The 26,795-nt window shown below is 73.4% G+C and carries 27 protein-coding genes and 1 pseudogene; 19 read left to right on the top strand and 9 right to left on the bottom strand.

Going from position 1 to position 26,795, the window contains the following annotated elements; all coding sequences use genetic code 11:
* Nucleotides 1–29: 29 nt before the first annotated feature.
* From ACGF0J_RS08955 to ACGF0J_RS08965, 3 genes are all read left to right on the top strand, one after another.
* Nucleotides 30–1,286 (top strand): NAD(P)/FAD-dependent oxidoreductase, encoded by a 1,257-nt coding sequence (locus ACGF0J_RS08955; RefSeq protein ID WP_393143542.1) that lies wholly within the window; start codon nt 30–32, stop codon nt 1,284–1,286.
* Between the two features lie 94 nt (nt 1,287–1,380).
* Nucleotides 1,381–2,148, top strand: a complete 768-nt coding sequence (gene map / locus ACGF0J_RS08960; protein WP_393143544.1) for a type I methionyl aminopeptidase — start codon at nt 1,381–1,383, stop codon at nt 2,146–2,148.
* A 165-nt stretch (nt 2,149–2,313) separates the two neighbouring features.
* Entirely contained in the window at nt 2,314–2,961 is a 648-nt protein-coding gene (locus ACGF0J_RS08965) for a DUF2306 domain-containing protein (RefSeq protein WP_393143546.1), read from the top strand.
* Between the two features lie 56 nt (nt 2,962–3,017).
* Here the strand turns inward: ACGF0J_RS08965 and ACGF0J_RS08970 are convergent.
* Nucleotides 3,018–3,305 (bottom strand): annotated as a pseudogene (locus ACGF0J_RS08970) (TetR family transcriptional regulator C-terminal domain-containing protein); the annotation flags it as partial.
* 457 nt (nt 3,306–3,762) lie between these two features.
* On the opposite strand from ACGF0J_RS08970, the gene ACGF0J_RS08975 reads away from it, so the two are divergent.
* The 4 genes from ACGF0J_RS08975 (at nt 3,763) to ACGF0J_RS08990 (ending at nt 7,944) form a co-directional block, all read left to right on the top strand.
* Nucleotides 3,763–5,280, top strand: coding sequence for a SulP family inorganic anion transporter (locus ACGF0J_RS08975; protein ID WP_393143548.1), 1,518 nt, complete (start codon nt 3,763–3,765; stop codon nt 5,278–5,280).
* Between the two features lie 141 nt (nt 5,281–5,421).
* Nucleotides 5,422–6,168, top strand: a complete 747-nt coding sequence (locus tag ACGF0J_RS08980; RefSeq protein WP_393143551.1) for a hypothetical protein — start codon at nt 5,422–5,424, stop codon at nt 6,166–6,168.
* Nucleotides 6,169–6,171: 3 nt separating this feature from the next.
* Nucleotides 6,172–6,963, top strand: coding sequence for a hypothetical protein (locus tag ACGF0J_RS08985; RefSeq protein WP_393143554.1), 792 nt, complete (start codon nt 6,172–6,174; stop codon nt 6,961–6,963).
* Between the two features lie 237 nt (nt 6,964–7,200).
* Nucleotides 7,201–7,944 carry a hypothetical protein gene (locus ACGF0J_RS08990; RefSeq protein WP_393143556.1) on the top strand — a complete coding sequence of 248 codons (744 nt, stop codon included), beginning with the start codon at nt 7,201–7,203 and terminating at the stop codon, nt 7,942–7,944.
* Nucleotides 7,945–8,057: 113 nt separating this feature from the next.
* Here the strand turns inward: ACGF0J_RS08990 and ACGF0J_RS08995 are convergent, their stop codons facing one another.
* The gene (locus ACGF0J_RS08995) at nt 8,058–8,372 is read right to left on the bottom strand and encodes a hypothetical protein (protein WP_393143558.1); all 315 of its coding nucleotides are present in this window, start codon (nt 8,370–8,372) and stop codon (nt 8,058–8,060) included.
* Between the two features lie 103 nt (nt 8,373–8,475).
* Between ACGF0J_RS08995 and ACGF0J_RS09000 the strand changes: the two genes are divergently transcribed.
* Together ACGF0J_RS09000 and ACGF0J_RS09005 are read left to right on the top strand one after the other, a co-directional pair.
* Nucleotides 8,476–9,351 carry an alpha/beta fold hydrolase gene (locus ACGF0J_RS09000; RefSeq protein WP_393143560.1) on the top strand — a complete coding sequence of 292 codons (876 nt, stop codon included), beginning with the start codon at nt 8,476–8,478 and terminating at the stop codon, nt 9,349–9,351.
* Nucleotides 9,352–9,373: 22 nt separating this feature from the next.
* Nucleotides 9,374–10,162, top strand: coding sequence for a MerR family transcriptional regulator (locus tag ACGF0J_RS09005; protein ID WP_393143562.1), 789 nt, complete (start codon nt 9,374–9,376; stop codon nt 10,160–10,162).
* 29 nt (nt 10,163–10,191) lie between these two features.
* On the opposite strand, the gene ACGF0J_RS09010 is transcribed toward ACGF0J_RS09005, so the two are convergent.
* The 5 genes from ACGF0J_RS09010 to ACGF0J_RS09030 form a co-directional block, all read right to left on the bottom strand.
* Nucleotides 10,192–10,653, bottom strand: a complete 462-nt coding sequence (locus ACGF0J_RS09010) for a S26 family signal peptidase (protein WP_393143564.1) — start codon at nt 10,651–10,653, stop codon at nt 10,192–10,194.
* Nucleotides 10,650–12,503 (bottom strand): ABC transporter ATP-binding protein, encoded by a 1,854-nt coding sequence (locus tag ACGF0J_RS09015; RefSeq protein ID WP_393143567.1) that lies wholly within the window; start codon nt 12,501–12,503, stop codon nt 10,650–10,652. The genes ACGF0J_RS09010 and ACGF0J_RS09015 overlap by 4 nt, the downstream gene beginning before the upstream one ends.
* A complete protein-coding gene (locus tag ACGF0J_RS09020; RefSeq protein WP_393143570.1) occupies nt 12,500–13,057 on the bottom strand; it encodes a hypothetical protein in 558 nt (185 codons plus the stop codon). The genes ACGF0J_RS09015 and ACGF0J_RS09020 overlap by 4 nt, the downstream gene beginning before the upstream one ends.
* Nucleotides 13,058–13,159: 102 nt before the next feature.
* Complete coding sequence (locus ACGF0J_RS09025; protein ID WP_393143572.1) at nt 13,160–13,345, bottom strand: hypothetical protein; 186 nt, start codon at nt 13,343–13,345, stop codon at nt 13,160–13,162.
* A gap of 188 nt (nt 13,346–13,533) precedes the next feature.
* A complete protein-coding gene (locus ACGF0J_RS09030) occupies nt 13,534–16,263 on the bottom strand; it encodes a BTAD domain-containing putative transcriptional regulator (RefSeq protein ID WP_393143574.1) in 2,730 nt (909 codons plus the stop codon).
* A 120-nt stretch (nt 16,264–16,383) separates the two neighbouring features.
* Here ACGF0J_RS09030 and ACGF0J_RS09035 point away from each other — a divergent pair, with 120 nt between their 5' ends.
* Nucleotides 16,384–16,899, top strand: coding sequence for a MauE/DoxX family redox-associated membrane protein (locus tag ACGF0J_RS09035; protein ID WP_393143576.1), 516 nt, complete (start codon nt 16,384–16,386; stop codon nt 16,897–16,899).
* A gap of 93 nt (nt 16,900–16,992) precedes the next feature.
* On the opposite strand, the gene ACGF0J_RS09040 is transcribed toward ACGF0J_RS09035, so the two are convergent.
* Nucleotides 16,993–19,782, bottom strand: coding sequence for an ATP-binding protein (locus ACGF0J_RS09040; protein ID WP_393143578.1), 2,790 nt, complete (start codon nt 19,780–19,782; stop codon nt 16,993–16,995).
* A 121-nt stretch (nt 19,783–19,903) separates the two neighbouring features.
* Nucleotides 19,904–20,389 carry an RrF2 family transcriptional regulator gene (locus tag ACGF0J_RS09045; RefSeq protein ID WP_393143580.1) on the bottom strand — a complete coding sequence of 162 codons (486 nt, stop codon included), beginning with the start codon at nt 20,387–20,389 and terminating at the stop codon, nt 19,904–19,906.
* 90 nt (nt 20,390–20,479) lie between these two features.
* On the opposite strand from ACGF0J_RS09045, the gene ACGF0J_RS09050 reads away from it, so the two are divergent.
* From ACGF0J_RS09050 to lnt, 9 genes are all read left to right on the top strand, one after another.
* The gene (locus tag ACGF0J_RS09050) at nt 20,480–21,685 is read left to right on the top strand and encodes a CynX/NimT family MFS transporter (RefSeq protein ID WP_393143584.1); all 1,206 of its coding nucleotides are present in this window, start codon (nt 20,480–20,482) and stop codon (nt 21,683–21,685) included.
* Between the two features lies 1 nt (nt 21,686).
* Nucleotides 21,687–22,052 (top strand): hypothetical protein, encoded by a 366-nt coding sequence (locus ACGF0J_RS09055; RefSeq protein ID WP_393143586.1) that lies wholly within the window; start codon nt 21,687–21,689, stop codon nt 22,050–22,052.
* Nucleotides 22,034–22,237: a GNAT family N-acetyltransferase gene (locus tag ACGF0J_RS09060; protein ID WP_393143588.1), complete on the top strand. Its 204-nt coding sequence runs from the start codon at nt 22,034–22,036 to the stop codon at nt 22,235–22,237. The genes ACGF0J_RS09055 and ACGF0J_RS09060 overlap by 19 nt, the downstream gene beginning before the upstream one ends.
* A gap of 106 nt (nt 22,238–22,343) precedes the next feature.
* Nucleotides 22,344–22,667, top strand: a complete 324-nt coding sequence (locus ACGF0J_RS09065; protein WP_393143590.1) for a hypothetical protein — start codon at nt 22,344–22,346, stop codon at nt 22,665–22,667.
* A 159-nt stretch (nt 22,668–22,826) separates the two neighbouring features.
* Nucleotides 22,827–23,183, top strand: a complete 357-nt coding sequence (locus ACGF0J_RS09070; protein ID WP_393143593.1) for a VOC family protein — start codon at nt 22,827–22,829, stop codon at nt 23,181–23,183.
* Between the two features lie 77 nt (nt 23,184–23,260).
* Complete coding sequence (locus ACGF0J_RS09075) at nt 23,261–23,872, top strand: glyoxalase (RefSeq protein ID WP_393143595.1); 612 nt, start codon at nt 23,261–23,263, stop codon at nt 23,870–23,872.
* A 60-nt stretch (nt 23,873–23,932) separates the two neighbouring features.
* Complete coding sequence (locus tag ACGF0J_RS09080) at nt 23,933–24,385, top strand: iron chaperone (protein ID WP_393143597.1); 453 nt, start codon at nt 23,933–23,935, stop codon at nt 24,383–24,385.
* 129 nt (nt 24,386–24,514) lie between these two features.
* A complete protein-coding gene (locus ACGF0J_RS09085; RefSeq protein ID WP_393143601.1) occupies nt 24,515–25,249 on the top strand; it encodes a TetR/AcrR family transcriptional regulator C-terminal domain-containing protein in 735 nt (244 codons plus the stop codon).
* A 47-nt stretch (nt 25,250–25,296) separates the two neighbouring features.
* Nucleotides 25,297–26,787, top strand: a complete 1,491-nt coding sequence (gene lnt / locus ACGF0J_RS09090; protein ID WP_393143603.1) for an apolipoprotein N-acyltransferase — start codon at nt 25,297–25,299, stop codon at nt 26,785–26,787.
* Nucleotides 26,788–26,795 lie beyond the last annotated feature (8 nt).

Genomic DNA, 26,795 nt, shown 5'->3' on the forward strand with positions numbered 1-26,795 from the left:
CGAATTCCGTCCCGGGTGGAGGTTGGGCAATGAGCGCCGAGCGCATCGGCAACTGGCCGCGATCGGTGATCGTGGTGGGCGCGGGCATCGTGGGCCTGTCGACCGCGTGGTTCCTGCAGGAACGCGGCGTACAGGTCGACGTGGTCGACCGCGGCGGCGTGGCGGCGGGCGCCTCGTGGGGCAACGCCGGGTGGATCGCGCCGGGCCTGGCCATCCCCCTCAACGAGCCGTCGGTGCTGCGCTACGGCCTGCGGTCGCTGCTGAACCCGGCCGCGCCGCTGCACATCCCCGCCACCGTCGATCCGGGCCTGTGGTCCTTCCTGCTCCGGTTCGCCGCCAACTGCCGGTGGTCGTCGTGGACGCGCGCCGTACGGGACAACCTGCCGCTGAACGAGGAGAGCATCGAGGCGTACGACGTGCTCACCGGCAACGGGGTGCAGGCGCCCACCGTGCCGGCGCCGATCACCGCGGCCTTCCGCACCCGCCGGCAGGCGGAAGGGCTGCTGCGCGAGCTGCGGCGGCTGGCCGGGGCCGGGCAGCACGTCGACCACGTCGCCCTGGAGGGCGACCGGCTGGCCGAGTGCCTGCCGCTCGCCTCCGACCGGCTCCAGGCGGGCGTGCGGATCGACGGGCAGCGCTACGTGGACCCGGGCGCCTTCGTGCGCGCGCTGGGCGAGGCCGTGATGGCCCGCGGCGCCACCGTCTACGCGCTGGAGGTCGCCGACGTGCGCACCGACGACCGCAAGGTCGTGGTGGTCTCCCGCAACGGCACGCCACTGTCGGCCGACGCGGTGGTGCTGGCCACCGGCGCGTGGCTGCCGCGGCTTGCCCGCCGGTGGGGGGTGCGCGTCCCGGTACGGGCCGGCCGCGGCTACTCCTTCACCGTGCCGGTGGACCGTCCCGTGCCCGGCCCGATCTACCTGCCGGACGTGCGGGTGGCCTGCACGCCGTACCAGGGAGGGCTGCGGGTGGCGGGCACCATGGAGTTCCGTGACCCCGACGCCCCGCGCGTCCCGGCGCGCCTGGAGGCGATCATCGCCTCCGCGCGCCCTCTGCTGGAGGGGGTGCGCTGGGAGGAGCGCACCGACGTCTGGGTGGGCCCGCGACCGGTCACCCCCGACGGGATCCCGCTGGTCGGCGCGACGAGCGCCCCGGGGATCTACGTGGCGGGCGGGCACGGCATGTGGGGTCTCGCCCACGGCCCGGCCACCGGCCGCCTGCTGGCCGAGCAGATCACCACCGGCAAGCAGTCGGCCGCCCTGCGCCCGTTCGACCCGCTGCGCTGACCCCGGCCACGTTCGGCGTCACAGCGGCCCTCGCCCCGTCCGTGATACTAATACCGGTATAAGTATTGGACCTCGACGGGCCGGGAGTCACAGCATGGTGGAGATCAAGACCGATGCCGCGATGGACGCCATGCGCGAAGCCGGCCGCGTGGTGGCCCGCGCCCTGGCCGCGGTCCGCAAAGCGGCCGGCATCGGGGTGTCCCTGCGGGAACTCGACGAAGCGGCCCGGGCGGTCCTGGCCGAGGCGGGAGCCGGATCCCCCTTCCTCGGATACCGGCCGCCCTTCGCCCCGACCCCCTTCCCCGCCGTCATCTGCACCTCCGTCAACGACGCCGTGTCACACGGCATCCCCACCGGATACCGGCTGCGCGACGGCGACCTGGTGAGCATCGACTGCGGCGCCCAACTCGACGGCTGGGCCGCAGACGCGGCCATCACCTTCACCGTCGGAACCCCACGCCCCCAGGACCTCGCCCTGATCGACGCCACCCGGCAGGCCCTCGCAGCCGGCATCGCCGCCGCCCAGGTCGGCAACCGCATCGGGGACATCTCCCACGCCATCGACACCGTCGCCCGCGAAGCGGCCTGCGGCATGCCCGCCGACTTCGGCGGTCACGGCATCGGCCGCCACATGCACGAAGACCCCCACGTCCCCAACCGCGGCCGCCCCGGCCGCGGCTTCCCCCTCCGCCACGGCCTGGTCCTCGCCATCGAACCCATGCTCATGAGCGGCGGGCGCAACACCTACCGCACCGGCGCCGACGGCTGGACCCTGCACACCACCGACGGCAGCCGGGCCGCCCACATCGAGCACACCGTCGCCATCACCGACCAGGGCCCACGCATCCTGACCCTGCCCTGACCCTGCCCTGACCCTGCCCTGACCCTGCCCTGACCCGCCGGGCCCGGCTCGATCAGCGGCAACAGTCATCGGGCGAAAGTACGCCCGATGCGCGGACGGTCGGCCAGGACAGAACGGGCCGTTCCGCCGATGATCCGCCGCCTCCTCCTGCGGCACGATCGGGGCATGACCGATACGAGCGTGCACCGGGGGAGAGCGGGACGGCTGGTGGCCGCGCTGATCGCGCTCAGCGCCGTGCCGGTGCTCGCCGGCGGCCTGCGCCTGGCCGAGCTGACCGGCGGCGCGGCGGCCACGCCGGACAACGCCCGGTTCCTCGCCGCCCCCGTCCCGATCGTGCTGCACATCATCGGCGTGAGCGCGTACACCGTTCTGGGCGCCTTCCAGTTCGTCCCCCGGCTACGCCGCGGACAGCCCGGCTGGCACCGCGTCGCCGGGCGGCTGCTGGTCCCGTGCGGGCTCGTCGCCGCCCTCACCGGGCTGTGGCTGACCTTCTTCTCCGCCCTCCCGGAGCATGACGGCCCGCTGCTCGCCGCCTTCAGGCTGGTGTTCGGCACGGCCATGGCGGCGTCCCTGGTCCTCGGCCTGCTCGCGGTCCGGCGGGGAGAGCTCGCCCGGCACCGCGCCTGGATGATCCGCGGTTACGCGATCGGCCTGGGCGCGGGCACGCAGGCGCTGACCCAGTCGGCCTGGCACCTGATCGCCGGCACCCCGGGCGAACTGGCCAGAGCTCTCCTCCTGGGCGCCGGCTGGGTGATCAACATGGTCGTGGCCGAGTGGGTCATCAGAAGGCGTCCGGCCCCCCTCGGCTCCTGAACGAAGGCTGAGCGGCACGCGAACACCGCCGACGGGGGAGAGCCGCTGCCGAGGACTCAGTCGTAGAGGTCCGCGATGGCCGCCAGCACCTGCCGGCGGGCGGTGGCCGCGGCGGTGACCCCGGTGAGCACGTAGGCGGCGAGCCCTTCGGCCAGAGCCACCAGGGCCAGCGCCGCGGCGTGCGGGTCGTGGGTGGCGGAGATGCGGCCTGCCTGCTGGTCCCGGGCGACGAGGTCGGCCATCTGGCGGTGGAAGTCGGCGTACAGGACGCGCAGCCGGGCCGCGATGGCCTCCTCGGCGAAGGCGAAGGCGTGAAAGGACTGCCGCACCCGCATGTGCCGCCCCCTCCGCCTACGTAGGGATGAGGATCGGGCAGGCGAGCCCCGCCACCGTCTCTACCTTAACGTCAAGGTAGAGTTACCAAAGGCCGGACCCCACGGGGCGTCCGGCACAGGCCGGACATCCCGCCTCCGAGGCGCATCCGGCCCACGACATGCAGCGGCGTCGGCCGGGCGCCACCCCCCGCACACGAGGCAAGGAACACCGACGCGCGCATGCCTTTGATCGCCACCGCCTGCTGCCCGCCGTGACCTGCCGGCGGCAGCGCCGCTGACGTCATCGCCTGGCCCCTTCTCCGATCGCCAGGCCGCCCGCGAGCGTGCCTTACGGCCGCTGACCGCCCCCGCCGCGCCCTACGGCCGCTGACCGGCCGCCTCCCTTCCGTGCTGCCGTCTGCCCCGGGCCGGTGGCACGCTGCCCGCCCGCCCCGTCGAGGGCTGTCTCACCCGTGAAGGACACCTGTTGTCTCGCTCATCCGTCCCCGCCCGTCCGCCCGCGACCCTGACCGCTCGGCTGCGGCCCGGCCGCCCGGAATGGCTGAAGCCCTCGGTGGCCCGCACCGAGATCCTGTCCGGTCTGGTCGTCGCCCTGGCTCTGATCCCCGAGGCGATCTCGTTCTCGATCATCGCCGGGGTCGATCCCAGCGTCGGGTTGTTCGCCTCCTTCACCATGGCCGTGGTCATCGCCATAGCCGGCGGCCGCCCCGCCATGATCTCCGCCGCCACCGGCGCCATCGCCCTCGTCGTCGCGCCGCTGGCTCGCGAACACGGCCTGGGCTACCTGATCGCCACCGTCATCCTCGGCGGCCTCATCCAGATCGTGCTCGGCGCGCTCGGCGTGGCCAAGCTGATGCGCTTCGTGCCGCGCAGCGTCATGGTCGGCTTCGTCAACGCCCTGGCCATCCTCATCTTCATGGCCCAGGTGCCCGAGCTGGTCGACGTGCCGTGGATCGTCTACCCGCTGGTCGCCGTCGCGCTCGCGCTGATGGTGTTCCTGCCCCGGCTGACCAAGGTGGTCCCGGCCCCGCTGATCTCCATCGCCGCGCTCACCGCGCTGACCATCGGCGCCCACCTGGCCGTGCCCACCGTCGGCGACCGCGGTACGCTGCCCTCCGCGCTGCCCGTCCCCGGCCTGCCCGACGTGCCCTTCACACTCGGCACCCTCACCCTCATCGCCCCGTACGCGCTCGGTTTCGCCCTCGTCGGGCTCATGGAGTCGCTGATGACGGCCAAGCTGGTGGACGACATCACCGACACCCGCTCCTCCAAGACCCGCGAGTCCATCGGCCAGGGCATCGCCAACATCGTCACCGGCTTCTTCGGCGGCATGGGCGGCTGCGCCATGATCGGCCAAACCATGATCAACGTCAAGAACGGCGCCCGCACCCGGCTGTCCACCTTCACCGCCGGCGTCATGCTCATGGTGCTGTGCATCGTCTTCGGCCCGATGGTCTCCCAGATCCCGATGGCCGCCCTGGTCGCCGTCATGATCCTGGTCTCCTTCGGCACCTTCGACTGGCACTCCATCGCCCCGGCCACGCTCAGGCGCATGCCCGCCGGTGAGATCGGCGTCATGGTCGTCACGGTCGCCGTCGTGGTCGCCACCCACAACCTCGCCATCGGCGTGGTCGTCGGCTCGCTGACCGGCCTGGTCATCTTCGCCCGCCGGGTGGCACATCTGGCCAACGTGACCGCCTGCCTCGATCCCGAGGGCGGCCAGGTCGTCTACGCCGTCACCGGCGAACTCTTCTTCGCCTCCAGCAACGACCTGGTCTCCCAGTTCAACTACGCCGACGACCCCGACGACGTGGTCATCGACCTGACCGACGCCCACATCTGGGACGCCTCCTCCGTCGCCGCCCTGGACGCCGTCGAAGCCAAGTACGCCGCCCGCGGGAAAACCGTGCGCATCATCGGCCTCAACCAGCCCAGCGCCCGCATGCACGGCAACCTGTCCGGCGAACTGTCCGGCAGCCACTGACGTCGCCCGCAGCCTCGACCCCTGGTCGTCGCGCACCCACCTCGCCACTTCCGGCCGTGCACGTCGAGATCATCCTGTCGTCACGATCCGGTACGCTCTCCGCTGATCAACTTCTGATCGACCTCGCGCGAGAGGCTGCCGATGACCCGTCACCTGGCCATCCTGGCGGCCACCGCGCCGACCTTCCTATCCCTCCTGATGATCCACAGCTACGGCGGGTTCGGCTACGAGCGGCCACAGCCGGACCCACTACGGCTCGCGATCGGGACGGCCCACGGCTACGCCACCGCCTACCTACCGGTCCTGCTGGCGTTCCTGGCGCTCTGGGTGCCGCGGTGGCTGCCCAGGGCCGGCGCGACCGCTGCGGCCGTGGCGCTGGCGCTCACCGTGGCGTCCCTAGCCGTCTTCGGAACCGGTGGTTTCGGCCCGCAGTTCGGCGCTGTGCTGGCCTGCCAGGCGGTCGCCGTCGTCGCGTTCCTACGGACCCGCCCGGAGCGGCGGGCGCCATGGCCACGGGCGGTCATCTGGAGCGCGGTCGTGCTGCTCGCGCTCGTCCAGACCCTGGCCAGGAACACCCCCAGCAGCGACGTCGGCTGTTACGCGGACACGAAGGGGACGTGGGCGCTGGCCTTCTACCACCTCGACACCGCCCACGGCCTCTACTGCTGGGTCGCGGCCGCCGCGATCGGCGCCGTGCTCTTCGCGTATCGGGCCGCACCGCTCTGCGGCCTGGTGCTGCTGGTGCCCGCACTCTTCGAGCCCGCCGCCTGGCTGCTGTCCGACGCCCCGCACAACTGCTCCAGCGCCCTGGAGCTGGTCGACGGGCCGTACCTGCTCGCGGCGGTGCTGGCGGTGTCCTCCCGGACTCGTCTGCTCGATCGGTCGTAGCCGATGTTCCGCCTCCTCGCCATCCTGGCCGCCGCCGCGCCGAGCGTCCTGCTCTCTCTGCACTCCGGCGTCTCCTGCGGCTGGGCTCCGGCCGCCTGGCCCGAGCCGGCCCCGCTGCGCGCGGCGATCTGGGACGCTGCCCTGTGGACCGTCCCCGCGCTGCCGGCCGTGCTGGCGTTGCTCGCCGTCTGGGCGCCACGACGGTTCCCGGTGCTCGGCGCGATCACCGCGGCGGTGTCGCTGGCGATCAACGCGTCCACGCTCGTGATCCCCCACCCGAGCCCCTGCGGCCCGCAGCTCGCCCCCTGGATGCCGCTCCTGTGCCAGGCGGTCGTGGTCGTCGCCCTTCTGTCGGCCCGCGGGGAGCGGCAGGCGGCCCTGCCCCGGCTGCGGGCGCTCTGCTGGACGGGCGTCGTGCTCATCCCGTTCGCCGGGACCACGTCGGCCGTGCTCATCTCCACCCGCTCCGGCAGCCTCCCCGGCTGCTCGGCGCAGCTCGCAGGCCCCTGGGCGGAGGCCGCCGATTACCTGTCCAGGGCCACGGACGCGGGCATCCCAATCAGCATGGCCGCGATCGGCGCGGTGCTCGGGGGCCGCGTGACGGGGTCGGTCCTCGCGGTCGTGCTGCTCGTCCCCGCGCTCTTCGAGCCGGTCGCCCAGCTCGTGACCTCCGCACCGCACGACTGCTCCACCGTCCTGGGGCTGGTCGGCTGGCCCTACCTCGTCGCCGCGGCGCCGGCCCTGGCCACCCGGCGCGATCGGGTGGTCATCGACCCGGCCCCACCACCGGGGTGATGGCACGCCCGATGCGCTCCTCCGGGCCCCCGCCGGCGCCCTCCCCTGAGCGGGACGATCTCGCCCAAGGGCGCGGTGGAGGCGCGTCCTGACCGCCCCCACCGGGTGGGGTGCCTGGATGAACCCTCCGGGCCGGTGGCGCGTCCATCAGATATGAAGAGATCGCGGTTGACCGTCATCGCGGTGCTCGCGTCGTTGTGCGCCTGCGGCCAGGCTGGTCCTGGTTCGATATCGCCTGTGGCCGGGGCCGAGACGATCGTGTTGCGGAGGGCGGATCAGCCCCAGGCGCATCGGCCCACCCTGGAGCGGCTCAAGCGAGAGGCGGCGTCGTCGGGCCGCCCTCTGGAGGAGGTCGTCAAGCGGTACGCGACCAGGGTGGCTGCTACGTCGTCGCCCAAGCCGACGAACTTCGAGGGTCACGACCCTGCGGTGACCGACCCGGACGTGACGATCGACGGCATTCCCTACGCCGAACTGGTCGACCTCGGGACCGTCGCCAGGTCAGAGGGCATCTCCTACGAGGAGGCCATCGACCGCTTCGGCTCACAGTCGTCCAACAGCCGGGTGATCGACAAGCTTCGTGCCGAGTTCCCCGACGAGATCGCCGGCGTCAGATACGTCGACCACCAGCCGGGGCTCCGTGTCGGCTTCAAGGGGCCCATCCCGCCTCGCGCGATCGAACTGGCCAGGACCCTGCCCATGGAGGTAACCCTGATCGGCGGCAAGGGATTCTCGGCCGCGGAGCTCCGGCGGACCCAGAACGCGGTCGTCTCCCGGCTCCGGTCCCGTCCTGAGGTGGCCACGATGATGACGCACTCCGACGAGGAGACCGGCCACGTCAAGGTCACACTTCAGCCGAAGGTGATGCCGGACGATGCGGAGGAGTTCACGCGTGGGCTTCAGCTCCCGCAACCGGAAAATCCGCACATCACGGTAGAGGTCACGCTCTCCGCCGAACCGGTCGCCGTTCTGCCGCGATGAGGGCCACCCAAGCCCCCGGCCCGCCCCACCCCGTCCCGGTGGGGCGGGGCGGGGCGGCCTCGTCAGTGCCGGCTCGTCAGTGCCGGCTCGTCAGTGCCGGCTCGTCCGTGAGCTCAGCAGCCGCTGGTCACGTAGCAGCCCTTCACGTACCACTTGCCGCTGTAGTAGGCGCTGCTGGTCGCCTTGCTCGTGTGGCCCAGGGGGACCAGGCTGCCCGGCCGGTACGAGCAGGATGAGGTGGAGCAGAAGTAGCCGTAGACCCGGAAGTAGGTCTCATGTCCGCTGGTGCACCTGACGCTGACCGAGTGGCTGGAACTGGAGGTCTTGGAGCAGCTGCCCACCGCGGCGGCGGGGGAGGCGGTGCTGCCCACGATGGCGGCGGCCCCGAGAACGACACCGGCGACGCTGGAAAGGATCTTCTTCGTCATGAGAGACCATGATCGTCTACGGCTGCCCTTCCGCACAAGGTCGCGTCGGCGTCGAGCTGTTCGGCTTGACCCTGACGCACGGTCAAGCTCCCAGCATGGTGGCATGACCACGCAAACGCGCACGACGTACGGAGAGCACGACGATGACGGACAGCGGGCCGGGGCAGGCGACACGACGATGCGGCACTTCACGATCCACCACGACGGCGTCACGATCCCGGTGACCCGAGGCGGCCGGGGACGACCGCTGGTCCTGTGCCCCGGCCTGAACGCGACGCAGGCCCACCTGCGCGAGCTGACCGAGCTGCTGCGGCGCGACCACGACGTCGTGACCTTCGACCTGCGGGGCCATGGCCTGGCCTCGGCCGCCGGCCGGTACGCCTTCCAGGACTTCCTCAGCGATCTCGCCGCCGTGCTGGCGGAGCTGCGAGGCCTCGGCCTGTCAGCGGCGCCCGTGCTGGTGGGCTACTCGCTGGGCGCCGACCTGGCCGTGCACTACGCCGCCGAGCATCCCGGCACGATCGCCGAGCTGGTGCTCATCGACGGGGCGAACCCGGTGCCCGAACCGTTCATCACCGATGCCGTCCTGCCGGCCTTCCGCGCCATGTGGGAGGATCTGGCGACACAGCAGGAAGCCGAACGGGGCACCGCACGTCAGGTGCTGCTCACCGCCCAGGAGATCCTCGACCTCAACCTCCAGATCGAGGGTGTCCGGTCCGAGATCCTCGACCGCTACAAGAAGATCGACCGGCCCATCAGCATGATCATGTCGACCTCGATGGCCGGCGACAGCGCCGAAGGCCCCGCGCCGCGGTTCAACCAGATCTGGCGGGCCGGCGTCGAGCGGCTCGTCCGCGAGCAGCCGCACATCGCCGCCACCTGGCTCGACGCCGACCACCAGCTCGTCTTCACCCACGCCCCCGAAATCGCGCGGATCATCCGAGGTGCGCAAGGCCCGGCCGGCCAGGCGACCTCCTGAGCGACACCTGGAGACTGGAGTAATGCTGACCATCGGCGAGCTGGCGTCGTACGCCGGAGTGACGGTGCGCGCGGTGCGGCACTACCACGCCAAGGGGCTGCTGCCCGAGCCCGAGCGGGACCACTCCGGCTACCGCAGGTACGACGGCGGCGCCGTGGTCGAGCTGATCAGGATCCGGACCCTCGCCGAGGCCGGGGTTCCGCTGGCCCGCGTGCGGGAGCTGCTGCGGGCGGGGGAGGAGGAGTTCGCCGCGGCGATCGCGGACATCGACAGGCGGCTGCGGGCGGAAATCCGCGAACGGCAGCGGCACCGCGAGGCGATCGCCCGGCTCACCTCCGGCGACAGCCTGGCGCTGCCCTCACAGGTCGTCGCGTATCTCGACCGGCTGCGGGCGCTCGGGGTCGACGAGCGGATCGTCCAGGCCGAGCGCGACGGCTGGATCCCGCTGGCCGCGCACGCACCCGCACGCGTCCCGGAGTGGATGGCACGCAAGCGGGAGCAGCTCGACGACCCGCAGCTCATCGACTTCTACCTCACCCTGAGCCGGGCTCTCGACCGCGCCGACGACGACCCGCGGCTGGTCGAGCTGGCCGACAAGCTGGCCACCTACCTCACGCGGATGGCCGACGAGCGGGGCGAGGACTACGTCGGCGACGTCGACCTCGCCTCGCCGCTCGCCGCGTTGATGGACACGCTGGCGTTCGACACCGTGCCGTCGGCGCGCCGGCTGATCGAGCTGCTGCGGCGGCGAGGCTGGACGGGCTGGACCAACCTCGAGCGGGTGGCCCCCACATCGGATGCGGCCTCCTGACGGCTCCTGCGGGCAGGACGCCGGCGCCCTCACCGCCCGCCGCGGCCCGGGCGCTGCTCCACCTTGCGCCGCACCACGCCGAGCAGACCGTCCGTCGTCACATAGCCGCAGTGGCGGGAGTCGTACGAGCGGTCCGGGTTGTCCCCCAGCACGACCAGCCGGCCGGGCGGAACCCGGGCCCCCGGCTCGTCCCGCAGCGCGGGCACGGTGTCCCGCGGTACCGGGTCACCCGGTACCGCCGCGACCCTCTTGATGATCCAGCGCGTGCCCGGGTGACCGGCCGGCGGGGGAGGGTCCGACCCGGCGAACACCACGACCAGCCCGGCACGCAGCTCGGGCGGTGGCGTCCGCCGGACGACCAGCCGCTCGCCCGGCCGGAACGTCGGCAGCATGCTCTCGCCGTCCACGGTCACCACCACGTACCGCCGGCGCACCCGGACGGCTGCCAGCAGGCACACGGCGCCGGCGATCGCCGCGACGACGCCGATCACCGCGACACCCCCGCCGAGGGGATCTCGTCGCGGTAGCCGGCGGCCTGCCGGGCGAACAACCGCGCGTACGTGCCGCCGCCGGCCAGCAGCGCGGCATGCGTGCCCTGCTCGGCGACGATGCCGTCGGCCAGGACCACGATCCGGTCGGCGTCGCGCACCGCGCCGAGGCGATGGGAGATCACCACGCTGGTGCGCCCGGCCCGCAGCGTCGCGAGCTGACTGTGCACCTCGTACTCGGCCTCGGGGTCGAGGCCGGCGCTGGGCTCGTCGAGGATCATCAGGTCCCGGTCACGGCGCAGGAACGCCCTGGCGAGCGCCACCCGCTGCCACTGCCCTCCGGACAGCGGCACCCCCTCCGCCCCCTCACCGTCCTGGTCCGGAGCGAACTCGCGGCTCAATAGCGTGCGATAGCCGTGCGGCAGGGCCGCGACGGTGTCGTGGACGCCGGCGTCCCGGGCCGCTCGCTCGACCCGCGCCTGGTCCCCGGCGACGGCCAGGTCACCCACCGCGATGTTCTCGGCCGCCGACAGCTCGTAGGCCACGAAGTCCTGGAAGGCCACGCCGATCCGGGCGCGCAGCGTCTCCGGCGCCACGTCGCGGATGTCCACGCCGTCCCACAGGATCGATCCGCGCGTCGGGTCGTAGAACCGGCACAGCAGCTTCACCAGCGTGCTCTTGCCGCCGCCGTTGCGGCCGACGAGCGCGACCGTACTGCCGTGCGGGATGAACAGGTCGACGCCGCGCAGCACCCACGGGTGGTCGTCGCTGTAGCGGAACCACACGTCGCGCAGTTCGATGCCGCGCCGCAGCGGCGGGAGCGGTTCAGGGCGGCGGGGAAGCGGCAGGTCGGGGCCCGCGGTGACGATCGCGACGTGGTGGTGGAAGGTCAGCAACTGTTCGTAGGCCATCACGCCCGCCGAGACCACGACGCTGAGCGCGGCCTGCACCCCGGCCACAGCCGCCACGAACATCGACACGTCGCCCACGCTGAGCTGCCCCCGCCCGGCCGCGACGATCGTCCACACCAGTCCCGCGCCCGCCACGGCCACCGACGCGCCCGACAGGCCCGCCTGCACGGCGAACTCCCGCCGGTCCATCGTCCGGCGCGCGGCGTTGGCGGTACGCAGCTCCGCCAGCATGCGCAGCCGCAGGAAACCGCCGAGGTCGAACAGGCGGATCTCCTTGGCGGCGTCCGCGGTCGACATCAGGTGCGCGTAGAACATCTCCCGGCGCTCGGCGGGCCCGATCCGCCACAGCATCGCGACCCGCTGCCGCGACAGCCGCAGCTCGATGAGCAACGCCGGCACGGCCGACAGCAGGACCAGGCCGGTGAACGCGGGACTGATCAGCAGCAGCGATCCGACGAAACCGGCGACGGTCACCGCGCTGCGCGCCGCGGACGTCGCGGTGTCGACCAGCCGGCCCGGGTTGGTGGCGCTCTGCTGGGCGAGGCGCATCCGGTCGAGGAACGCCGGACTCTCGAACGGGGCCAGCCCCGTGAAGCGGGTCACCGCCGCGAACAGCTCGTCCTTGGCCCGCACCGCCGTGCGGCGGTCCACCTCGGCCCGCAGGTACTGCGCGGCCTGCGTCGCCGCCGCGGCGGCCGTGGTCACCACGGCGATCGCCACCGCGAGGCCGAGCAGCTCGCCGGCCCGGCGGCCGGCCAGGCTGTCCAGCACGGTCTTCGTCAGCCACGCCACCGCGACCGGGGCGGCGGCGCCCACGAGGGTGACCGCCAGGTACCCGAGGACGTGCAGCGGCGCCGACCGCCACACCATCCCGGCGGCGCGTGCCGCGCATCCCGCCAGCTCCCGGGACGTCGGCGCCGTCCCCGGCCGGCGGCCGTTCACGCCGCGGACCCGGCCGGCAGCCGAGAGACGCGGCGGACCGTCGCGAGCACTCTGCCGCCCGCGCCCACCTGGCAGAACGTCGGGAACGACTGGATCTTGAACGCGTCGGCGACCTGCGCGGGCGCGTCCTCCACGATCACCTGCGCGACGGGCGACAGCGTCGAGACCAGCGGCGCGGGGTCACCCGAGCGGCCGTCCACCACCGCCAGCACCCGTGAGCGGTCCTGGCCCGCCGCCCAGGAGGCCAGCTCGGGAAGCTGCTCGTGACAGCCCGCGCAGTCGGGCGACAGGAACGCCACGACCGTCCCCTCCGGCAGCACGTCGCGGCGCACGCGGCCGCCGTCCACCGTGGTCGCGGCGAAGTCGCCGACGAGCTCGCCGACGGGCACTCCTCCCGAAGCGGCTCCGCCCAGCCCGCCCAGGTCGACGGCCTCGTACAGCGCGTCGATCAGCTTCGTGTGCTCGCGCAGCCGCCGCACCACGGCGAGGGTCAGCAGCAGGCACGCCAGACACAGGATGCCGACAAGGACCGCGATGGCGATCAGGATGGACACAAGACACCTCCGTGTCGAAAAGTCACATGCGTGTGCCCGGCCGGGCAGGGCAGGGTGGCCGAGCACCGCCGGGCACCGGTCATCGTCGCTGCGTGCGAGCGATTACGAGCAGTAGACGTTCCGCTGGCACGAGCCGCAGGAGACGCGGCCGCTCGGGTAGTAGCAGCAGTACTTCGCGGTGAACGCCGGGAAGCTGCAGCACTGGTAGCCGCAGTCGGCGGCCCGCGCCACCGTGTGCGGGGCGATCATTTCGAGCACCCGGTCAGCCATTCGGGAGATGACGCGCATCGAACCTCCATGTGAGCGATACCGGCGGGCCCTCGCCCGCCGGAGCGGCGGGACGGCGGCTCCGCGCCGCCGTCCCCGCCGCTCGTGGCAGCCTGCACGCGGGGGCTGAGCGATTTCTCAACGATTTCTGAACGGCCTGCCTGTGCTGGTCACGTGTGCTGGTCACGTGTGCTGGTCACGTGTGCTGGTCACGTGTGCTGGTCGTAGGCCGTGATGCGGGCGCGGACCTTGTCGGCCTGGGCGTCGCCGAGGGCCTCGTAACACTCGGCCGCCCGTCTCCAGGCGCCGAGCGCGGCCCCGATGTCACCCGCTCTGTCGTGCATCTCGCCGAGCCGCACCAGCGTCTCGGCGGCCGGATGCAGGTCGTCGCAGCCGCGCAGCAGCTCCACCGCCCGCTCGTAGCAGGCCGCCGCCTGCGCCACGTCGCCTCTGGCCTCCAGCACGCAGCCGATGCTGTCCCAGGCGTGTCCCTCGCCCTGCGCGTACCCGTGCTCGGCCAGGATGCGCTGGGCGCGGCGGCAGTCGGCCAGCGCCTGGTCGTACTCGCCGTGCTGGGCGCGCAGCCAGCCCGCGTTGTTCAGCGCCCGCGCCTCGCCGATGACGTCGCCGGCCTGCCGGAACAGCTCCCGCGCGCGCAGCATGTGGTCCAGCACCTCGCCGGGCCGCAGCCGGTGCAGCGGGATCGACAGGCCGAGGTGGAGGTGCGCGTGCAGGAACGGCTCGTCGAGGTGGCGGTGCAGCTCGATCGCCCGCTGGAAGTGCTCGACCGCCTCCAGGTCCCGGCCGAGCCTGACATGCGCGCGCGCGATGCAGTTGTGGCAGCGGGCCTCCGCCAGCGGGTCACCGAGCCGCCGGGCCGCCTCCAACGCCACCGGCTGGACGCGCAGGATCTGCTCCCACGGGCCGCGGCGCTGCATGAACTCCGAGAACGCCCACGCCAGCTGCCACACGTGCCGGTCCAGCCCGGCCGCGGTCGCCTCCGCCAGCAACGCCGGCAGCGCCGCCGACTCCTCGGCGAACCAGCGCAGCGCCTCAGCCTGCCCGGCGAACCGCTCCACCGCGGCGCCCCGCGCCGGCGCGTGCAGGCTCAGCTTCTCGCGGTGCGGGTAGCAGACCTCGCTCGCGGCGCGGGCCGTGTGCAGGTAGTAGTCGAGCAGCCGCCGTGACGCCGCCCGCCGCGCCGCGCCGCCGTCGGCGGCGCGACCCTGCTCCGAGGCGTACGCGTGCAGCAGGTCATGCAGATGCAGGCGCCCGCGCGCGCGGAGGTCGACCAGGTTGGCGCGTTCGAGGTGCGCGGCGAGCTCCCGGGTGCGTTCCACCGGCAGGGCGGCCAGGCTCGCCGCCGCCGCGAGCGGCAGGCGCGGCTCCGGGTGGTGCCCGAGACGCCGGAAGAGCCGCAGCGCGAGCTCGGGCAGGTCGCGGCAGGAGCGCCCGAACACCGCGCGCAGGTCGATCGCCGGGTCGCTGTGGGCGAACGGTTCCAGATCCGCGCCGCCGCGCGCGAGATCGGCGGCGACCTCCGCCAACGGCAGGTCCGTGCGCCGCGCCAGCTGGGCCGCGACGATCGCCAGGGCCAGCGGCAGCCGGCCGCACCGGCGGACGATCAGCGCGGCGGCTTCGGGCTCCGCCGCCGGCCGCTCCGGCCCCAGCCGCGCCGCCAGGAGGCGGTGGGCGTCCTCCTCCGGCAGGACGTCCAGACGTACCAATGCGGCGCCCGCCGTGACCGCGAGACCGGACAGCTCCGAACGGCTGGTGATGAGCGTCAGGCACCCCGGCGCGGTGGCCAGCAGCGGTCGTACCTGGTCGGCGCCGTGGGCGTCGTCGAGCACCACGAGCACTCGCCGGGAGGCCAGCATGCTGCGGTAGAGGCCGATCCGGGCCTCGACGTCCGACGGCACCCGGGCTTCGGGGACCCCGAGCGCCCCGAGGAACCGGGGCAGGACCATGGCGGCGTCGGCCGGATCGACCGTGCCGAGATCGGCGTAGAGCTGCCCGTCGGGGAAGCGGTCGCGATTGAGGTGAGCCCAGCGCAGGGCGAGTGACGACTTGCCCACCCCGGGCGGTCCCGAGATCGCGCAGACCGCCGCGGTCACCGGCCGTTCGACGGCCACGCTCGCGGTGAGCTGCCGCAGCTCCGCCGCCCGGCCGACGAAGCCGCTCAGCCCGACCGGCAACTGGGCCGGGACCACGTGACCGGTCTCGGGCGCGTCGCCGGACCGCAGCAGGCTCCGGTGGACGCGCCGCAACGCCGCGCCCGGCTCCACCCCCAGCTCGTCGGCGAGCGTCCGGCGTACCCGTGCGAAGTGGGCCAGCGCCTCAGCGGTCCGCCCCGAGGCGTGCAGCGCCTCGGCCAGCGCGGCCGCCAGGAGTTCGTCGAGCGGGTGCTCGTCGGCCAGCGGCGACAGCACCGCCACCACGGCCGCGGCGTCACGGCCGGTCATCGTCCGCGCCCACCGCAGCACGGTCTCCTTGCGTTCGTCGCGCAGCCGGTGGCGGGCACGCTCGGCCCACGCGCCGGGCAGCCCGGTCAGCGCGTCGCCGCGCCACAACGCCAGAGCGTCGTCCAGCAGCGCGGCCGGGTCCGGCTCCGCCGTTGCCCGGCCGGCCAGGCTCCTGAACCGCGTCACGTCCACCGCGGACTCGTCCACGTCGAGCAGGTAGCCGCCGGGCCGGCGGACGACGGCGCCGTCACCCGCCAGCACGTCGCGGCGGATGCGCGTGACGATCGTGTACAGGGTGCGCCGCGCGCCGGCCGGCACCTCCTCGCCCCAGATCCGGGACAGGAGCGTCTCGACGGACACCACCCGGCCGGCCTCCCAGGCGAGCGCGGCGAGCGCGAGCGCCACCTGCGGCGGCTGCACGGGCCGGGTCAGGCCCGGACGCTCCACCTCGACCGGCCCGAGCAACCGGATGAGCACGACGATCCCCTCCTGTTATGGATCTTCGAGCGTAACGAACCCCGCGGAGCGCGGCAGGCCGATGGCCGGCGAAGCTGCCCCGGCTTTGCCGGATCCGCTCCCGCTGGCTAGGTTGCGATCATGCAGTACGTCGACGTGGCAGGCAGGCTGCTGCTGATCACGATGTTCACCCTCGCACTGGCGAGCAAGATCTCCGGCCGTCGGGCCTGGGGCGAGTTCGTGGCGTCGGTCCGGGCGATGGCGGTGGTCGGCGATGCGAGGGCGCCGGTGGCGGCCACGGCGACGGCGGCCGCCGAGGGCGGCGTCGTCGTGCTGGCCGCGATTCCGCTCCGCTGGGCGGGGTCGGCGTCGTTCGTGCTCGCCGCCGGGCTGCTCGGCTGCCTCACCATCGCCGTCACCATGGTCGTCCGCAGGGGCGACGCCGTCGCCTGCCGCTGCTTCGGCGCCTCCCGGACGCCGATCGGCGCGTCGCACATCGTCCGCAACGTCCTGCTCGTCGGCGCCGCGCTGCTCGGGCTGGCGGGATCACTGGCCGGTGGCTCCCTCGACCCGGTTCTCGGCGTGGTCGTCGGCGTGTTCGGCGCCGTCCTCGGACTGCTCGTCTCCCGCTGGGACGACCTCGTCGCGTTGCTGTGACGCATGACCGCCCGGACGCGCGACGCGGCGCTGATCTTCGCCCTACCCTCTCCCGGACGGGCGCCGTCGGGGCAGGAACTATCGGGGCGGGAACTATCGGGGCGGGGGCGTCGGGGCGAGGCCGAGGCCGGCGAGCGCGGCCGCGCCGCGCTGGCCGGCCTCGCCCCCGGCGAGCACCATGGTCCGCGCTGACTGGTAGCGGCAGCCGGCGGCGTCGAACGCCTCCGCCGTGGCGAGCAGCGCCTCCCGGTCGCCGTCGAGGAGCGCTTCGGCCCGGTCCACGACGGCGCCGGCGACGGGGTTGCCGGCCACGATGGTCCGGGCCTCGGCCAGCCGGTCGCGGGCGTCGGGGCCTCCGGCGAGGACGGCGGCCTCGGCGCGCAGCGCCACATACCAGTGGAGCCAGATCCAGGTGACCCACTTCCACACCTCGCCGGGCTCGGCCGCCAGCCGCTCCCGCGCCTCGGGCGCCTGCCCACGATGGAGCAGGAGCAGCGCGTCGAAGACCGCCCCGTAGCCGTGGGTCCTGCCCGGTGAGGGGTCGAGCCGGTCCAGCACCGTGCTCCAGGCACGCCGGGAATCCTGGTCGTCGCGCATGCCATGGACGGCCGCCACCGCGGCCGCCGGCGGGCCGAGGACGGACCTGGCGGGGCCGCCGGCGCGCTGCCAGGCGTCCAGGAAGCGGACGCTGTCGGTGAGCAGTTCGGCGACGTCGCCCGTCAACGCCCCGGCCACCAGGAGCCAGCCTGTGGCGCGGTGGCCGACTTCCGCCAGCAGGGGATGATCCGCGAGCTGCCGGGCCCAGCGGCGAGCCCCCGACAGGTCGCCGGTGCCGATGCAGGCCTCGGTGGCCTCGCCGAGCGCCTCGATCACCTCGTGGGTGGCGGCCGGGGTCGCCGGCGCCGACGACAGCAGCATGACCCGGCGCCGGGCCGTGTCGGCGGCGGCGAACGTGTCACCGGCCCAGCTCCGGGCGCAGGTGAGCGTGTCGAGCGCCGCGGACTCGGCGAGCGGGTCACCCGTGCGCCGAGCGAGTTCGACCGCTCGTTCGGCGCGTGTGATCGTCGCCGGGACCGCGTGGTGGTCCCGGCCCTGGGCGGCGCCCATCTCGGCGAGCGCCCGCGCGGCCTCGGCAAGCGCCACCGCGGCCTGGGCGGCGGGATCGTCGCCGGCCAGCTCCCGCGCCTCGGTGATGAGCGCGACCGCCTCCTGCCGCGGCAGCTCCCGGACGAACCTGCCGGAGAACCGGTAGGCGTCGGCGGCGGCGCTCGCCAGGTCACGGGCGGCGCCGCTGGTGTCGCCGGACCGGCGGGCGGCGTCCGCGGCCGCGCGGTGCAGGCGGTACATGTCGTCGCCGTGCATCCGGCAGCCCGCCACGGCCGCGGCGTGCCGGAGCATCGACGCGCCGGCGCCGGCGTCGTCGGCGAGCGCCGCGGCCTGCTCATAGCGCCCCTGGGACTCGCCGATCAGGTTGCGGGTGAAGGTGAGCTCCGCCAGGTGCCGGGCCAGATCGTAGGCGTGCCCGCGCTGCTCGGGCCGGTCGGCCGCCCACGCGAGGGCGGCGCGCAGGTCGTCGGCCACCGCGTCGAACCGGGCCCGCCAGTCCGCCCGCGCCACCGCCAGCCCGGCGGCCTCGGCCAGGCACCAGCGAACGTGGCGGGATCGGGTGCCGATCAGCTCGCCGGACTGCGACAGCCGCTCCATGCCGTACTGGCGGATGGTCTCCAGGGCCCGGTACTCGGTCCTGCCCGGCGACGCCGTCACCACCAGCAGGCTCTGTTCGGCCAGCCGGGCCAGGCCGTCGGCGACCACGCCTTCCTCGCCGCCGGCCACCTCCGCCGCCGCGGCGGTGGTGAACGGCGCCACGAACACCGACACCCGGCTCAGCAGCGCCTGGTCGGCCGGTTCCAGCAGAGCGTGGCTCCAGTCCAGCACCCCCCGCACCGAGCGGTGCCGTTCATCGGCGCGGGAGCCGCCGGTGAGCATCCGCAGCGGGTGGGACAGGGCGGCGGTGATGCCGTCCAGCCCGAGCGTGGGACACCGGGCGGCGGCCAGCTCGATCGCCAGGGCCATCCCGTCCAGCCGCTCGCAGATGGCGGCGATCTGGTCGCGCAGCGCGGAATCCAGTGGCCGGCCGACCGCCGCCGCCCGCTCCATGAACAGCGCGATCGCGTCCGACTCGCCGTCGACGGCCAACGACAGCGGCGGGACCGGGTACACCCGTTCGAACGGCACCATCAGCCTGGCCCTGCTGGTCGCCAGCACCGTCACGCGAGGGCACCTCGCCAGCAGCCGTTCGACGAACAGCGCCACCCCGTCCACCACCTGCTCGCAGTTGTCCAGCACCACCAGCGCCTGACGGTCGGCCAGCGCGGCGAGCACGGACTCGGTCATGTCGCGGCCGGGCTGCTCACCGAGGCCGAGCGCCCCGGCGACCGCGGTCGCGACCACACCCGCGTCGGTGACCGGGACGAGGTCGACGAACCACACCCCGTCGGCGTACGCGGCGGCCGCTTCCGCCGCCGCCGCCAGCGCGAGCCGGGTCTTGCCCACCCCGCCGGGCCCCATCGCGGTCACCTGGCGGTGCGTCTTGATCATCTCGGTCAGCTCGGCCCGCTCGCTCACCCGGCCGACGAACGACGTCAACGAGGTCGGCAGGACCGGTGCCGGGTGGGACGGACCGGCGCCGGCCGGCTCGGGCGCCCGCCGGGCGAGCGCCCGCCGATCCGGCAGCTCCAGCTTGCGCAGCAGCGAGGAGACGTGACTTTCCACGGTACGCACCGAGATGCACAGTTGGGCCGCGATCTCGGCGTTGCTGAGATGGGCCCCGACCAGTTCCAGCACCTCGGCTTCACGAGGTGAGATCTCCACTCCTGCCAGCATTGTCCCATTTTGACGCATCTTTCCGTGTGCCCATCAGCGGTGACCACCGTGCCGATTCGGCGCGTCAACCGGCCGCTCGGCCTGCACGGTGCCGACGGACCGCGTCACGGTTGGCGCACCTTCACCGCACCCTTGCCGTGGTCAGCCAGCGGCGGATGTCGGGCATGGCGGTGCCGTTGCTGTCGGCGTCGATGTCGGCGGCCAGGTCGGCGATGGAGAGCTGGGCGAGTGCGCGTGACCAGGCGTCTTGGGCGGCGGTCATGGCTCGGGCGATCGCGCATGGCCGTGAGCACCGTTCGGCGGGGATGCCGAGAGGTCCGCGCTGCCGTATCTCGGCGCATCGATAGGCGGGCTCGTCTCCGTCGATTGCCTGCACCACCTCCAGAGCGCTGATCTCCGAGGCGGGCCTGGTGAGGGTGTAGCCGCCGACCTGGCCCATGGTGGAGTGGACGATTCCGGCCCGCGACAGTGCCTGCAGGTGCTTGGCCGTGTACGCCGGCGGGGTGCCGTGCAGTTCCGCCAGTCGTGCCGCCGGCACCGGTTCGTGGCTCTGGCTGAGCGTGACGCAGCTGTGCAACGCCCACTCCACCCCGCTCGACATCTTCATGCCCCAACCCTACCCATCCCGGACAAGAGGTGTCCGAGTTGTGATATGAACTCGGATAGAAAATATCCGAGATAAATCGTTGGAGTGCCCATGACGCGCACAGCACTGCAATCCAGCCGCACCTCCCTGGGGATCGCCGCTCTGGCATTATTCGTCGCGGCGACGAACCTGCGGCCGGCCATCGCGGCTGTCTCGCCGCTTGTCGACCACATCCGCGCCGACCTGGATCTGTCGGCGACCGGCGTGTCGCTGCTGACCGCCATCCCGACGCTGGCCATGGGAGCGTGCGCGCCGCTGGCCGCGTACGCGGGCCGCCGGTACGGCCTGCAGTCCGGCGTGCTCGCCGGGCTCGTGATCATCGCCCTGGCTACGACGGCGCGCCTGCTCGGCGAGTCCACCTGGCTCCAACTGAGCAGCGCGGCAACTGTCGGAGCAGGGATCGCCATCGCCCAAACCCTGCTGCCCGCCGTGGTCAAGACGCGCTTCGCCGCCCGCGCCGGGCTCGTCACCGGCCTCTACACCGCCGGACTCGGCCTGGGCGGCGCGGTGGCGGCCGGAGTGAGCGCGCCGTTGGCCGACGCCCTCGGCTCCTGGCCGGGAGCACTGGCGTCCTGGGCGGTGCTCGCACTGGCGGGCATCGCGCTGTGGTCTGCCGCCAAGGGCTCCCTGAACCTGGACGACGTCACGGCCCCCACCGGGCCCGCGACCGAGCAGATGCCCTGGCGCAGCGGCGTTGCCTGGCACATCACCATGCTGTCGGCCGTCAACTCCGCCCTGTACTACTGCGAACTGGCCTGGGTGACGCCGCTGTTGCACGATGACGCCGGTCGCGACGCGGCGACCGCCGGGGTGATGCTGACCGTGATGATCTCCATCCAGGTCGTGGCGATGCTGGCCGTACCGGCGCTGCTGGGAGAACGCCGCGGCACGTGGGCGGGACTGGCGCTCACGATGACGCTGACCGCTGCCGGCTTCCTGGGGCTGGCGTACGCGCCGGGCACCGCTACGTGGGTGTGGATCGCGGCGCTAGGCGTGGGGCACGGCGGGCTGTTCACGCTCGTACTGACCCTGCCCGTGCTGGCCGGCCGCGACCCCGGCGAGGCGGGGCGGATCAGCGCGATGGCGTTCTTCGTCGGCTACGGCTGCGCCGCCCTGGCCCCCCTTCTGGTGGGCGCGCTGCGCGACGCCACCGGCGACTTCACTCTCGCCTTCGGCGTTCTGGGCGCGATCGGCCTGCTCATGCTCGTGCCCATCACCCGCCTGCGCAGCACCATCCGTCCGATCAAGGAACACTGACATGCACCCCGAGCATCGGAAAGGCGCGGGCGCCCGCGTGAACCTCGAACGTCTCACCGGTCAGGAGATCCTGGCCCGCACCCCTCACCTGGTGAAGATTTACCGGGCCGCGTTCGGCGGCCCGCCATGGCACGAGGACGAGCGCGCCGCCGACGCCTTCGCCGAACGCCTGACCGCGGACGCCCAACGCCCCGGGTTCGCGGCGGTACTGGCCAGCGACATCCGCGAACCCGCTGGTTTCGGTACGGCATGGCGCACCCAAAGCCCTTCCCCACGGGTCGCGCCTACGACCTCGTCCGTGCCGAACTCGGTGACGCGGTGGAAACGCGGCTGGTCGGAGCGCTGGAGGTGGACGAACTGGCGGTGAGCCCACACGCGCGCGGACAGGGCCTCGCGGGACGAATCCTCGACCTCTTGTGCGGCCGCACCGACTCCTGCTGGCTGCTGACCGCCCCGCAAGCGGCTGACGCGATCAGGCTATATGAACGGCTCGGCTGGCGGCGCCTGACCGGGCCGAGGGCGAACATCGTGGTGTTCTTGCGTTCGCCGTGAACTCCTCGATCAGCCGACAGGCCGTCACAATCATCCTCTGCTGACCCCCTCTTACGGGTGCCCGTCCCACTGCACCTGCCGTGCGGCCCGGGAGGCGGGGTTCTTCGTGCAGGGCATCGGAGCGATGGGCATCCGCCCTGCAATCGTCCTGTCCGGGATGAGCCTGGTCTCGGTGCACGGCGGCGTAGGTGTCCCGACGGTGCTGTATCTCCACGAGGTGACGGCTGTTGAGGCGGCTTCGGCGGCCCTGGTTCTGGTAGCGGTCCAGGAGCGGGCGTTGCCGGCCGTGTCTGTCTGGCCTCCTGGAGCGATCGCAGCTGTGCGGGGCGCGCCACCAGGCAGGACAGGATTCGTCCTCGGCTCGGCCATGGGCGTCAACCAGATCGCCGTGGTCCTGGCGCCACCCGCTCTCGGCGCGCTCAAGACCTGACCGGCAGCTTCACACCGGCCCGGGTCCTGCACGGCCGTCCGTGCCGTCGATCCGTGGCCGGTTCCGTGGTCAGCACGGATGTGGGCGACCCGGCCCGGACGGAAAGCTGTGACTACGCAGACGGCGGGCCGACGCGGCCCACGACCCCAAGGAGCGACCATGACCGGCCCCGACACCCCGGCGATCAGGACCGTGCTCCACCCCGTGTCCGACCTGGCGAAGGCCAAGGCGGTGTACGCGGCCCTGCTCGGCGTCCCGCCGCAGACCGACTCGCCGTACTACGTCGGGTTCGAGGCCGGGGGCCAGCACATCGGACTGGTGCCGGGCGGCGGACCGCAGGGCATGACCTCGCCCGTGGCGTACTGGCACGTGCCCGACCTCGAGGCGAAGCTGACCGCGCTGACCGCCGCCGGGGCCACCGTCAAGGAGGCCGCCCACGAGGTCGGTGGCGGCCGCCGGGTGGCCACCGTCCTCGACCCCGACGGCAACGTCCTCGGGCTCCTGCAGGACCGGTGAGCACCGAACCCGCACCCCCGCGCGGCGCGACTGCCGCCGACCCGACCACGAACCCCCGACACCATCAAGGACCTGCCATGACCCGCCTCGCATCCGTCACCCTCGAAGTGCCCGACACCGCCGCCGCCGACGCCTTCTACACAGCCTTCGGCCTGGGCCCCTACCTGAACGTACGCGCCTCGGACGCGCCGACGACGGGCTTTCGCGGGTTCGCGCTGTCCCTCGTGGCCGCGCAGCCGGGCAACGTCGACGCCCTCATCGGCGCCGCCGTCGACGCCGGCGCCACGACGCTGAAGCCGGCCACGAAGGGGTTCTGGGGCTACGGCGGCGTCGTACGCGCCCCGGACGGGACCATCTGCAAGATCGCGACGTCGAAGAAGAAGGACACCGCCCCCGCCGCCCGGCTCATCGACCAGGTCGCACTCCTGCTCGGCGTGGCGGACGTCAAGGCGAGCAAGCGGTTCTACGTCGAGCACGGCCTGGCCGTGGCCAAGAGCTTCGGCGGCAAGTACGTCGAGTTCGACACCCCGTCGTCGGCCGTCACGCTGGCGCTCTACCCGCGCCGCGCCCTGGCCAAGGACACCGGCGTCGCCCAGGAGGGCACCGGCTCGCACCGCCTCGTGATCGGCGGCGACGCCCGGCCGTTCACCGACCTCGACGGCTTCGTCTGGGAGGCCGCGTCCGCCTGACGCGCGGCTGCCGCCGTTCCGAACCGAACCGAACCAGAATCCACAAGGGAGAGACGCACCATGAGCACCACCGACGGCAGCACGTACGAGGGATTCACGGCCGAGGAGCGGGCCGCGATGAAGGACCACGCCAAAGAACTGCGGAAGGCGGCGCGCCGCTCCGCACAGGCGGACAAGGCGGCGGAAGCGGCGCGGGACGTGCTCGCGAAGATCTCCGAGATGCGGGACTCGGACCGTGTCATGGCCGAGCGCGTCCACGCCGTCATCACCGCCGCCGCGCCCGCTCTCGCGCCCAGGCTCTGGTACGGGATGCCCGCCTACGCGCGGGACGGAAAGATCGTCTGCCACTTCCAGCCCGCGGAGAAGTTCAAGACCCGCCACGCGACGCTCGGCTTCAGCGACCAGGCGAGCCTGGACGAAGGTGTGATGTGGCCGGTCGCCTTCGCCCTGACCGAGGTGACGCCCGAGGTGGAGGCGCGGATCGGCGCGCTGGTCAGGCAGGCGGCGGGCTGAGGCGCGCCGCGCCCGTCCCGGCCCGCGCCGGCCGCCGGTCCCCGCGTCCGCCATGCCATCTTACGGCCGTTCCCAAATGCGTACAGTGTGCGCTACGGTGAACGTGCTACGCGTACCGAAGGAGAAGCCATGCCGGACAAGCAGCCCGCCGTCCCGTCCGTCTGGGTGCGTCCGCGCAAAGGACGCGAGCAGCCCGCCCTGAGCCGCGAACGCATCGTCACCGAGGCCGTCGGCCTGCTCGACGCCGAGGGCATCGACGCGCTCAGCATGCGCAGCCTGGGCACCCGCCTGGGCGCCGGAGCCACCTCCCTCTACCGGCACGTGGCCAGCAAGGACGAGCTGATCGAGCTGGCCGTGGACGAGGTGTTCGGCGAGCTGGAGGTGCCCGAGGCGGCCGGCCCGGACGGCTGGCGGGACGCGCTGGCCGCGACGGCCGGCAGCCTGCGCGCCATGGTGCTGCGCCACCCGTGGTTCGCCTCCGTGGTGGGCCAGGTCGGGCTGGCCTACCTCGGTCCCCACATGATGCGGATGTCCGACCGGCTGCTGGGCGTCCTCGGCGCGGCCGGTTTCGACGTCACCGAGGCCGACCGGGCCATGAAGACGCTCGTCGCGTACGTCATGGGCATGGCCACCAGCGAGGCCGCCTGGCTCAACCTGGTCGCCCAGAGCGGCCAGGACGAGGGCGAGCTGCTGCGGACCCTGATGCCGGCCGCCGAGCAGGCCGTGCGCGACCACCCCCACCTGCGCGCCTTCTACGCCACCGCGGTCAAGGACCCGGCGCGGGACCACGTCCGGCGCCGCGACGAGGACTTCGACTACGGCCTGCAGCGCCTCCTCGACGGCCTGCGGGCCCGGCTCGGCTGAGCACCGACCCCCGGCTTGGCCGCCGCCCGGCGGGGTAGCGGAGACCCGTGTGGCGCACGCGTCTGCTCGCCGCGGCGATCGGAGCCGGCCTGGCGTCGGCCTTCCCGGTGGCCGGCGCCTGGTGGTGGGCCTGGGCGGGCCTCGCCCCGCTGCTCGTGCTGCTGGCGCGGGCGGGCTCCTACCGGCAGGCGGCCTGGCTGAGCTGGTGCGCCTGCGCCGGCTTCTTCACCACGCTGCACCACTGGGTGCTGCCCTTCCTGGGGGTCTTCGCGCCGCTGGCGGTCGTGGTGGTCGGCTGGGTGTGGGTGCCGTTCGGGCTGGCCGCCCACGGGCTGCTGCGCCACGCCACGCCCGCGCGCGTGCTGATGGCGCTGGTCGTGCTGCCCTCGGCGTGGGTGGTGACCGAGGCGCTGCGCTCCTGGCAGCACCTGGGCGGAGCGTGGGGACTGCTCGGCGCCACCCAGTGGCGGGCCCCCACCGCCGTGCAACTGGCCGCGCTCGGCGGGGTGTGGCTGCTGAGTCTCGTCCTGGTCGCCGTCAACACCGGGCTGGCCGCCGCCGTCCTGCCCGGCGCCGCGCGGCGCACCCGGCTGGCCGGCGGGGGAGCGGCGCTGGTCCTGGTGGCCCTCACCGCCGGGTACGGGCTGCTGCGGCCCGAGCCGGCCGTGACAGGCGCCATGCGGGTGGCCGGCGTTCAACCGGGCATCGTCCCCGGCCCCGAACGACGCCTCGCCGAGCACCTGCGGCTGACCCGCGAACTGGCCGGACGCGACCACGACGTCATCGTCTGGGGCCAGAGCAGCGTCGGGCTCGACCCGGCCCGGCGACCGGACGCGGACCGCAGGCTGCGCGCCGCCGCCGCCGAGGCGGGCAGCGACCTGCTGGTCAACGTGGACGCCGCCGACCCGGCCGGCCGGATCGCGAAGACGGCCTGCCACTACACGCCGCGCGGCGTGGCCGGCGTCTACGTCAAGCGGCGACTGGCCCCGTTCGGCGAGTACATCCCGTTGCGGCCGCTGCTCGGCTGGATCGCCGGCGCCACCGAGGCAGCCGAACGCGACCGGGTCACCGGCGGCGGGCCCGCCGTGTTCGAGGTGGCCGGCCGCCGCGTCGGACCGCTCATCTCCTACGAGTCGACCTTCCCCGACCTGCGGCGCGAACTGGCCCGGCTGGACGTGGACGTCACGATCGTGCAAGGCTCGCTGACCACCTTCCACGGCAGCTGGGCGCACGCCCAGCAGGCGAGCTTCGAGGCGCTGCGGGCGGTCGAGTCGGGCCGCCCGGCGGTACTGGTCGAGCTCGACGGCACCTCGGCGGCATTCGACGCGCGCGGCAGGCGGCTGGCCTGGATGCCGCACGACCTGCGGGGCGTGTTCGTGGCCGAGGTGCCGCTGTCGCGGGAGGCCACGCCGTACGTCCGGCTCGGCGACTGGGTGCCCGCGCTGGCGGGCGGCGTCACGGCCGCGGCGGGCGCCGCCTGCGCGGCCCGGCGGCTCCGGCACAAAAAATCCACGTTGACTTATATAAGTGAGAAATGAAACACTGG

It is taken from the genome of Nonomuraea sp. NPDC047897 (assembly GCF_043204415.1).
Taxonomy (GTDB): domain Bacteria; phylum Actinomycetota; class Actinomycetes; order Streptosporangiales; family Streptosporangiaceae; genus Nonomuraea.